Origin of the sequence: Tardiphaga sp. (assembly GCF_025356345.1) — a bacterium.
In the GTDB taxonomy this organism is placed as follows: domain Bacteria; phylum Pseudomonadota; class Alphaproteobacteria; order Rhizobiales; family Xanthobacteraceae; genus Tardiphaga.
Genome location: NZ_JANXTC010000286.1, coordinates 1 through 9546 on the forward strand (window position 1 = coordinate 1; position 9546 = coordinate 9546).

The 9546-nt window shown below is 62.7% G+C and carries 11 protein-coding genes; 9 read left to right on the plus strand and 2 right to left on the minus strand.

Annotated features, from left to right (window positions below):
- The 6 genes from Q0S16_RS17640 to Q0S16_RS17665 all read left to right on the plus strand — a co-directional run.
- Positions 1-909 (plus strand): alpha-E domain-containing protein (locus tag Q0S16_RS17640; protein WP_295850689.1); only part of this gene is annotated, 909 nt, incomplete at its 5' end.
- Positions 910-1062: 153 nt separating this feature from the next.
- On the plus strand, positions 1063-1908 hold the full coding sequence (locus Q0S16_RS17645; RefSeq protein ID WP_295850691.1) for a transglutaminase family protein: 846 nt from the start codon (positions 1063-1065) through the stop codon (positions 1906-1908).
- Positions 1909-1976: 68 nt separating this feature from the next.
- Entirely contained in the window at positions 1977-2723 is a 747-nt protein-coding gene (locus tag Q0S16_RS17650; protein ID WP_295850693.1) for a proteasome-type protease, read from the plus strand.
- Between the two features lie 14 nt (positions 2724-2737).
- On the plus strand, positions 2738-3244 hold the full coding sequence (locus tag Q0S16_RS17655) for a GNAT family N-acetyltransferase (protein ID WP_295850695.1): 507 nt from the start codon (positions 2738-2740) through the stop codon (positions 3242-3244).
- A 19-nt stretch (positions 3245-3263) separates the two neighbouring features.
- Complete coding sequence (locus Q0S16_RS17660) at positions 3264-4022, plus strand: SDR family oxidoreductase (protein WP_295850698.1); 759 nt, start codon at positions 3264-3266, stop codon at positions 4020-4022.
- Between the two features lie 355 nt (positions 4023-4377).
- Positions 4378-5631 carry a nucleoside transporter C-terminal domain-containing protein gene (locus Q0S16_RS17665; protein ID WP_295850700.1) on the plus strand — a complete coding sequence of 418 codons (1254 nt, stop codon included), beginning with the start codon at positions 4378-4380 and terminating at the stop codon, positions 5629-5631.
- Here Q0S16_RS17665 and Q0S16_RS17670 read toward each other — a convergent pair.
- Positions 5621-6127 carry a cupin domain-containing protein gene (locus tag Q0S16_RS17670; RefSeq protein WP_295850702.1) on the minus strand — a complete coding sequence of 169 codons (507 nt, stop codon included), beginning with the start codon at positions 6125-6127 and terminating at the stop codon, positions 5621-5623. The two genes, Q0S16_RS17665 and Q0S16_RS17670, sit on opposite strands and share 11 nt — an antisense overlap.
- Positions 6128-6197: 70 nt before the next feature.
- On the opposite strand from Q0S16_RS17670, the gene Q0S16_RS17675 reads away from it, so the two are divergent.
- Positions 6198-7529 carry a DUF3616 domain-containing protein gene (locus Q0S16_RS17675; protein WP_295850704.1) on the plus strand — a complete coding sequence of 444 codons (1332 nt, stop codon included), beginning with the start codon at positions 6198-6200 and terminating at the stop codon, positions 7527-7529.
- 117 nt (positions 7530-7646) lie between these two features.
- Here Q0S16_RS17675 and Q0S16_RS17680 read toward each other — a convergent pair whose 3' ends face one another.
- Positions 7647-7931, minus strand: coding sequence for an usg protein (locus Q0S16_RS17680; RefSeq protein WP_295850709.1), 285 nt, complete (start codon positions 7929-7931; stop codon positions 7647-7649).
- 418 nt (positions 7932-8349) lie between these two features.
- Between Q0S16_RS17680 and Q0S16_RS17685 the strand changes: the two genes are divergently transcribed.
- Both Q0S16_RS17685 and groEL read left to right on the plus strand, forming a co-directional pair.
- Entirely contained in the window at positions 8350-8667 is a 318-nt protein-coding gene (locus tag Q0S16_RS17685) for a co-chaperone GroES (protein WP_295850710.1), read from the plus strand.
- 43 nt (positions 8668-8710) lie between these two features.
- Positions 8711-9546, plus strand: an 836-nt coding sequence (groEL, locus tag Q0S16_RS17690) for a chaperonin GroEL (RefSeq protein ID WP_295850711.1), incomplete at its 3' end; no start/stop codon positions are given.

Consider the following 9546-nt stretch of genomic DNA (forward strand, 5'->3'; position numbering starts at 1 on the left):
GCCCGCTATGTCGAACGCGCCGAATATCTGGCGCGCACCATCGAGGCGACGTTGCGCGTCACCGCGCTGCCCAACACCTATATCGGCCAGACCAATGAATGGGACTCGGCGCTGTTGACCGCCGGCGTCTCGGCGGCGTTCTACGAGATCTACGAGGAAGCCGACGAAAGGAACGTCGTCGAATATCTGTCCTTCTCCACCGCCAACCCGTCCTCGATCCGCAACTGCATCGAGAACGCACGACTGAATTCGCGCTCGGTGCGCACCGCGCTGACCGGCGAGATGTGGGACACCATCAACGGCGCCTGGATCGAGCTGCAGGAAGTCTGGAGCGGCGGCACCAAGACCCGCGAGCAACTGGCGCGCTTCCTGCGTTTCGTGCAGGAGACTTCGCTACGCTTCGACGGCTCGGCCTACCGCACCATGTTGCGCAACGACCCCTACTGGTTCTCCCGCCTCGGCCTGCATCTGGAGCGCGCCGACAACACCGCGCGCATTCTCGACGTCAAGTATCATCTGCTGCTGCCCGAGGACGAGCATGTCGGCGGCCCGCTGGATTACTACCAGTGGACCTCGATCCTGCGCTCGGTGTCGGCGCTGACGGCCTATCACTGGGTCTACCGCGAAACGCTGAAGCCGTGGTTGATCGCCGATCTGCTGATCCTCAACGACACGCTGCCGCGCTCGCTGGCCAGCTGCTATGGCAACCTCGTCCGCAATCTCGACCAGATCGGCGTATCCTATGGCCGCCAGGGCGCCGCCCAGCGCCATGCCCGCGGCGTCCGCAACCGTCTTGAGCACAGCAACATGCAGGACATTTTTCAGCACGGCCTGCACGAATTCATCCAGGAATTCATCGCGGACAACAGCCGGCTGGGCGAAATCATCGCCAAACAATATTTGATATGATTAGACTGTCCTTCCGGGGCGCGGACGGCGTCAGCCGAACGCGAGCCTCAGCCACTTCCATTGGAGTGGCGGGAAAAATGGTCAAATAAATCAGTGGAGATTCCGGGTTCGCTCGCGCTTCGCGCTCTCGCCCTGGAATGACGAGTAATTATCATGCGCCTTCGTATCGCCCATACCACGACCTATCGCTACGAGCCGCCGGCGTCGGGCGTGATCCAGATCCTGCGCATGACGCCCGGCAGCCACGACGGCCAATACGTCGCCGAGTGGCAGATTGATATTTCAACCGATGCCCGGCTCGATCTGCACGAAGATGCCTATGGCAACGTCACCCACGTGCTGACCCACGGCCCAATCGCCGACCTCACCATCAATGTCGAAGGGCTGATCGAAACCCAGGATACCGGCGGCGTGCTGAAGGGCACCGACGAACGCTTTCCGCCGAGCTTCTTCCTGCGCCAGACCGAACTGACCGAAGCCAACCCGGCCATGGTGGCTTTTGCCAGGGCACTTGATCCGCGGTCCGAGACCGACGTGCTCGGCTTCCTGCATGCGTTGATGATGGCGATCAACGAGCACATGACCTTCGACGGCGACCCCACCAATACCGGCACCTCGGCCATCGAGGCCTTCACCGGCAAGCGCGGGGTGTGCCAGGACTACGCCCATATCTTCATTGCCTGCGCCCGGTCCGCCGGCGTACCCAGCCGCTTCGTCGCGGGTCATTTTTTGCGCGCCGACGGCATGGTCAACCAGCAGGCTGGCCACGCCTGGGCCGAGGCCTTCGTCCCCGATCTCGGCTGGGTCGGCTTCGATCCGGCCAATGCGATCTGCACCACCGACGCCCATGCCCGCGTTGCCATCGGCCTCGATTACCTCGGCGCCGCCCCGGTGCGCGGTACCCGCTATGGCGGCGGCATGGAAACCCTGACCGTTTCGGTAACGGTCGATCAGGCCGGCCGGCAGCCGTGGCAGAGCCAGTCGCAGTCGCAATCCTGAACCGCGCCGTGGCGGTTGCCGCCACCCGGTCCAGCGCGTAAGACGCTTCCCTGATTAAGGGACTGTCGATGACCTATTGTTGCGGAATTCTGGTGAAAGACGGCCTGGTGATGATCGCGGACACGCGCACCAATGCCGGGCTCGACAACGTCTCCACCTTCCGCAAGCTGCATGTCTTCAACCAGCCCGGCGACCGCATCATGGCGGTGGCCTCCGCCGGCAATCTGGCGATCAGCCAGTCGGTCCTGTCGACCCTGAGCGAGGGCTTCGAGGACCCCAAGACCGGCACGCGCGAGACATTGCTGAACGCGCCGACCATGTTCCAGGCGGCGCAGCGCATCGGCCGCGCGATCCGGCACGTCAACGCCACCGAGGGCGAGGCGCTCGAATCCGAGGACATCAATTTCAACGTCTCGTTCCTGTTCGGCGGCCAGATCAAGGGCGGCAAGATGCGGCTGTTCATGATCTATCCGGCCGGCAATTTCATCGAATGCACCACCGACACGCCCTATCTGCAGATCGGCGAGCACAAATACGGCAAGCCGGTGCTTGACCGCGCCATGCATTTCGATGTCGAACTTTATGAAGCGCTGAAGACCGGGCTGATCTCGATGGATTCGACGATGCGCTCCAACCTCGGCGTCGGTCTGCCGATCGACGTGCTGGTGGTGCGCACCGATGTCTGCGACGCCGATCTGAACCACCGCATCGAGGCGGGCGAGCCCTATTTCCACGATTTGCGCTCGCGCTGGTCAGCGGCGCTGCGCGCCGCCCACCAGAATATTCCGCGACCGCCCTACAAGACCGAAAGCTGACGACGACCACGCCGATGATAATAGCCTCCCTGCACTGGCGCGCGATGACAGCGATCGATCTGCCGGCAGTGAAGCTGCTCGCCGATCGTATCCATCCAACCTACCCCGAAGACGCCGCCGTGTTCGCCGATCGCCTTGCCGTGCATTGCGCCGGATGTTTCATGCTGCGGCACGATGATGCACTGATCGGCTATGTCATCAGCCATCCCTGGCATTTCATGCAGCCGCCGAAACTGAATGCGCGGCTCGGCGCGCCGGCGTCGCGGCCGACAACCTATTACATCCATGATCTCGCGTTGCTGCCCGAAGCCCGCCGCACCGGCGCGGCGGCTTACATCGTCGCCAAATTGGTGACGCATGCCACACACCTGCAACTGCCAAACATGACGCTTGTTGCGGTCAACAATTCAGTTCATTTTTGGCAGCGACAGGGATTTGAGATCGTGTCCGAATCCGGACTTGACCACCAACTGCGAAGCTACGACCAACACGCGCGGTTCATGCGCCGCGACCTACCTTAAAAAACCAGGGAAGAAACAGATGACCGAGACCAAGATCGCCATCGTCACCGGCGCCAGCACCGGCGTCGGCCGCGCCGCCTCGCTGGCGCTGATGAAAATCGGCTTCACCGTGGTGCTCGCCGGCCGCCGCCTCGAGATGCTGCAGGAGACGCAGAAGCTTGGCGAAGGCATCGGCCACAGCCTGCCGGTTCCCGCCGACATGGCCGACCCCGCCTCGATCGCCGCGTTGTTCGCCAAGACCATGGATCATTTTGGCCGGCTCGACGTGCTGTTCAACAATGCCGGCATGGGCGCGCCGCCGGTGAAGTTCGAGGATCTGGCGCTCGACCAGTGGCAGGCGGTGGTGAACACCAATCTGACGGCGCCGTTCCTGTGTACGCAGCACGCCTTCCGCATCATGAAGGACCAGACCCCGCGCGGCGGCCGCATCATCAACAATGGCTCGATCTCGGCGCATGCGCCGCGGCCGTTCTCCGCCGCCTATACCTCGACCAAGCACGCCATCACCGGCCTGACCAAGGCCAGCAACCTCGATGGTCGCGCCTATGACATCGCGGTCGGCCAGGTCGACATCGGCAATGCCGCCACGCCGATGACCGACCGCATGGTCAACGGCCCCGGCGTGATGCAGCCGGACGGCACCCAGAAGCAGGAGCCGCGCATGGACTCCAAGGCGGTCGGCGACGCCGTCGCCTACATGGCCGGCCTGCCGCTGGACGCCAACGTGCTGTTCATGACGGTGATGGCGACGAAGATGCCGTTCGTCGGGCGGGGCTGAAACCTGTCTTGCCCCGGACGCGATGCAATACCGCGATGCAATACGAAGTATTGCTTCGCTGAGCCGAGGCCACACCAGGCGACAGCGTCTGGTGCGGTCCCGGCTCTGCGAAGCGGCATAAGGATGCCGCATCGCGTCCGGGACACGTAATTGCGCGCGGGCCTTTCCAGGCCACGGCGAGGTCACGGGAAGTTGGCTCACCAGCTTTCCCCTTAGCTGAGCGACGCGGCAATCCAGAGGGTTAAAAAGAAAACACGGGATTGCTTCGTCGCAAGCGCTCCTCGCAATGACGGCCGGCACCGACATTGCATGGCCTCCATCGCCCCGGCATTATCGCCATGGCTTCGGGGGATTCATGCTGCAACTGCAATCGGCGTTTGGCGTGCTCGCGCTGCTTGGCACCGCCTGGGCGTTTGGTGAAAATCGCCGCGCAGTCTCTCTCAGGCAAGCCGCGATCGGTCTCGCCGCTACTTTGCTCACCGCCATCATCCTGCTGAAGCTGCCGGTCGTCGCGCATGGCTTTGGTACGATCAATGACGTCGTCGGCCTGATCGCCGCGGCCTCGCGCGCCGGCACTTCCTTCGTGTTCGGCTATCTCGGCGGCGCCGCGCTGCCATTCGACCTCAAGGCGCCCGGCGCCGATTTCGTGCTCGCGCTGCAGGCGCTGCCGGTGGTGCTGGTGATCAGCGTGCTGACCACGCTGCTGTTTCACTGGGGCATCCTGCCGCCCATCGTGCGCGGCATGGCCTGGCTACTGGAGCGCACGCTCGGCGTCGGCGGCGCCGTTGGGCTATCGACCGCCGCCAACATCTTCCTCGGCATGGTCGAGGCGCCGCTGTTCATCCGGCCCTATCTGAAGCAGTTGACGCGCAGCGAATTGTTCCTGGTGATGACCGGCGGCATGGCTGGCATCGCCGGCACCGTGCTGGTGCTGTATGCGACCTTCCTGTCGCCGCTGATTCCCGATGCATCCGCGCATTTCGTCATCGCGTCGGTGCTGTCGGCGCCGGCCGCGATTCTCGTCAGCCTGATCATGCTGCCGGAAACCGAACCCCGCCGCACCGGCGGCACGCTGGCCGATCCGGAAACCCAGGCGACCAGCACCATGGACGCCATCGTCAGGGGTACCAGCGCCGGCATTGTCCTGCTGGTCAACATCGTCGCCCTGCTGCTGGTGCTGGTGGCGTTGATGTACCTCGTCAACGCCGTGCTCGGCGCGCTGCCGATGATCGGCGGCGCCTCGATCTCGCTGCAGCGCCTGCTCGGCTACGCCATGGCGCCGGTGTGTTGGCTGATGGGCCTGCCATGGGATCAGGCGCTGACCGCCGGCGCCCTGATGGGCGTCAAGACGGTGCTCAACGAGTTGATCGCCTATCTGCAATTCGCCGGGCTGCCACCCGACACGCTCGACCCGCGCTCGCGGCTGATCATGCTGTATGCGCTATGCGGCTTTGCCAATTTCGCCAGCCTCGGCATCATGATCGGCGGCCTCGGCACCATGGCGCCGGAGCGCCGCGACGAGATCAACGCGCTGGGACTGAAGTCGATCGTCTCGGGCACGCTGACAACCTGCCTGATGGGCGCGATCGTCGGCCTGCTTACGCCTTGACCTCGACGGTCCGGAACTGCGCCGGCAGAATCACTTCCAGCAATTCGCAATTGTCGGAGTAATCGCGGATCAGATGCTTGACCCGCGGCGGCTGGGTCCAGCAACTGCCCTGCCGCATCACGGTTTCACCTTCGCCGTCGATATAGGTCTTCACCCAGCCGTTCAGCACATAGATCATCTGGAATTCGGCATCATGATAGTGAAGCTTGGAGACCTCCGCCGGATCGCATTCGCCGACCAGCCGGATTACATGCGCCTGCGCCAGTCCGGCGGTGGCCTCGGCGATCCCGAGATCGCGGTATTTCGCATAGGCACGAAGGCCGTCGGCGGCGAAATCCTCTTCGCGGTAGTGGCTGATGGCAATGCGCTGCCGACGACGTGCGGGCTTGGCGCTCGCGGCCGCTCTTGCGGCGGTGGCTTTGGCGATCGGCTTGCGCGTGGCCGGTTTCGGCGCGGCGGCTTTGCCAGCCCTCGATGCAACCAATCGCTTCGCCATGCGCTTATTCCCATTCCGCAGCGCGATGCCGGATGCCGATCGCGCATGGCCTCAAGCGTAGCCGTAGTTCATGAGCGCAGCAATTGGTCCGGAGCATTGCGCCCTGCGACACCGCGCAACCGCCGGGCATGCCGAAGCGATCTACCTTGCGGTGCAACAACAGCCATTTCGCAATCGCAGACTCAACCTGAACTTGCACGTCGTTCAAAGCTCGGACATCATCCCTCATCTGGTTGTCGCCGACGAGTACATGGGTGCACCAATGAACCGATCGCAGCCCGCGGTATATCGCAGCCTTTCCACGAACAGTCCCGACAGCGGCATCGGCCGCACGTTCAGGGGCGCACTTCCCCGACTGATTGTCGCCGTGGCGTGTCTGCTGGCCATCCATCCGGCCTCGGTCGCAGCTCGGGACGCAGCGACGTGGAAGGTCCATGGAAAACTTCTCGGCAAGGCCGAGCCATCATCGGAGGTGGAAAAATCGACCGATGTCAGCGGCATTGCCTGCGATCGCGACGTGACTTTTCCACGGATTTGCATCGTTGCCGATGACGAGACGCAGGGCGCGCAGATTGTCGTGCTCGGCGACGGCAAGCTGGTCGCCGGCGATTTCATCAAACTGACCGATACGCAATACCGCGGCAAGCCGCTGGAGCTCGATGCCGAAGCCGTCGCCTTTGAGGATGGCAGCTTCTATGTGGTCGGCTCGCATGGAAGAGCACGTCACGAACCCGATCAGGCGAAAGAAGCGAAGGTCAACGCCAGGGCCGCGGCGACAAGGCAGATTTTTCGTATCACGCTCCGCGCTGCCGCCGTCGACATGCAGACCGGCAAATTGCGCGGCAAGGCCGACGTCCAGCCATCCAGCCTGACGGTTGTGTTGCAGTCCCAGCCCGAGATTGCCCGCGCCTATGATCAGGCGCTTGCCGACAACGGCTTGACGATCGAGGGCCTCGCGGTGCGCGACCGGCGGCTATATATCGGGATGCGCGGGCCGGTCCTCGGATCGGATGCCGCGATCTTGTCGGTCGCCGCGCCGGCCGTGTTTGAAGGGCAACCGGCCGATCCAAAGCTGCATCGCTTGGCGCTGCAGAACGACACGCTCGGCAACCCACGAGGCGTTCGTGACCTCGCCCGATACGGCAACGGTTTTCTGGTGCTGGCCGGGCCGGTCAACGATCCACCCGAAGGGACCAAAATCAAGACCGGCGATTACTCCATTTATTCATGGGATGGCGAAAACCGTTTGAATCGACTGGTCGATCTCGAGGGCTACGGCAAAAAAGTGAAGCCGGAGGCGCTGTTGCCGCTCGACGGGGACGATCAGCGCATGCGCGTGCTGCTGATGTTCGACGGCCCCACAAAGGGAGCGCCGCGGCCCATCACCGTGAAGCTCAACTAGCCGGACTGCTTCCGCGCAACACCGCCATCTGGCCGCGCCGCATCGGAACGAGGCGCGGCGACGGCCCTAGCCTGCCGGCGAAACCGTCGATCACCCCACCCGTGCTTCCCGAGACTTTCAGTGCAGCCGGAACACGCCGTCGATGGCGCGCAATTCGGCCGGCTTGATCAGCTTGGAATGCGCGACCGTGACGGAAAACAGCGGCCCATCGAGCGATTTTTCCCAGAACGCCAGAAAATCCTTCAACGCGGGGAATTTCGGGAACAGGTCGTAATCCTGCCAGAGATAGCTTTGCAGCAAAGAGGGATGATCCGGCATCCGGTAAAAAATCTGCGCCGTCGTCAGCCCGTAGCCAAGCACCTGCTTCCTGAAATCGTCAGAAACCGCACTTCTCGAGACCATGCCAACCTCCATGGACAGAGCGCATTCGGCACAAGTGGCTAACGGTTGATGTCGAATACGTTCTTCGCTCCTTTGACCGCGCTGTCTTGCCGCGAACCGGATTCCACTTCGCCATGACGACGCGATGTATGAATTGTGACGCAAGCAACCCGCCCATCACAAGCTTAAAAGTTTAACAATGTGTTGAAAGGTCAGCGTTGGCAGCGGCTTACCGCAAGTGCTAACAGGGCGTGCCGGGGCCGATTAACCATCATTCCCGGCGTTGGCAGCCGTCATATTGGAGTGCCAAAAATTCTGCTAGAAGGGCTTGCCGAGCGGGAACGTTCGGCCTATCTCCGGACCAGTCGGGCTGGCACTTGTCGGCATCGACTGCCAAAATTCTAAATATCGAACATCTTCAGAAACTTAGGAGGACTGCATGAAATTCCGTCCGCTGCACGATCGCGTTGTGGTCAAGCGTATCGACGCCGAAGAGAAGTCCGCTGGCGGCATCATTATCCCGGATAGCGCCAAAGAGAAGCCCTCGCAGGGCGAGATCGTCTCCGTCGGTCCCGGCGGCCGTGACGAAGCCGGCAAGCTGATCCCGATCGACCTCAAGGTCGGCGAGCGCGTCCTGTTCGGCAAGTGGTCCGGCACCGAGGTCAAGATCGATGGCCAGGACCTGCTGATCATGAAGGAAAGCGACATCATGGGCGTCCTGACCGACTTCCCGACCGCCAAGAAGAAGGCCGCTTAAGCGCCTTTTCGCCAAGCCCATTCAATCATTCAGGAAGCAAAACATGTCAGCCAAAGAAGTCAAATTCGGCGTTGATGCCCGCGACAAGATGCTGCGCGGCGTCGACATTCTCGCCAACGCCGTCAAGGTGACGCTCGGCCCCAAGGGCCGCAACGTCGTGCTCGACAAGTCGTTCGGCGCGCCCCGCATCACCAAGGACGGCGTCACCGTCGCCAAGGAAATCGAGCTTGAAGACAAGTTCGAGAACATGGGCGCCCAGATGGTCCGTGAAGTGGCCTCGAAGTCGGCCGATCTCGCCGGCGACGGCACCACCACCGCGACCGTGCTCGCCCAGGCCATCGTCCGTGAAGGCGCCAAGTCGGTTGCCGCCGGCATGAACCCGATGGATCTGAAGCGCGGCATCGACCTGGCTGTGGAAGCCGTGGTTGCTGATCTCGTCAAGAACTCCAAGAAGGTCACCTCGAACGAAGAGATCGCCCAGGTCGGCACCATCTCCGCCAATGGCGACAGCGAAATCGGCAAGTTCCTCGCCGACGCGATGAAGAAGGTCGGCAACGAGGGCGTCATCACGGTTGAAGAAGCCAAGTCGCTCGAGACCGAGCTCGACGTCGTCGAAGGCATGCAGTTCGACCGCGGCTACATCTCCCCCTACTTCGTCACCAACGCTGACAAGATGCGCGTCGAGTTCGACGATGCCTACATCCTGATCAACGAGAAGAAGCTCTCCAACCTCAACGAAATGCTGCCGCTGCTCGAAGCCGTCGTGCAGACCGGCAAGCCGCTGGTGATCGTGGCCGAAGACGTCGAAGGCGAGGCTTTGGCCACGCTGGTCGTGAACCGTCTCCGTGGCGGCCTCAAGGTCGCCGCTGTGAAGGCTCC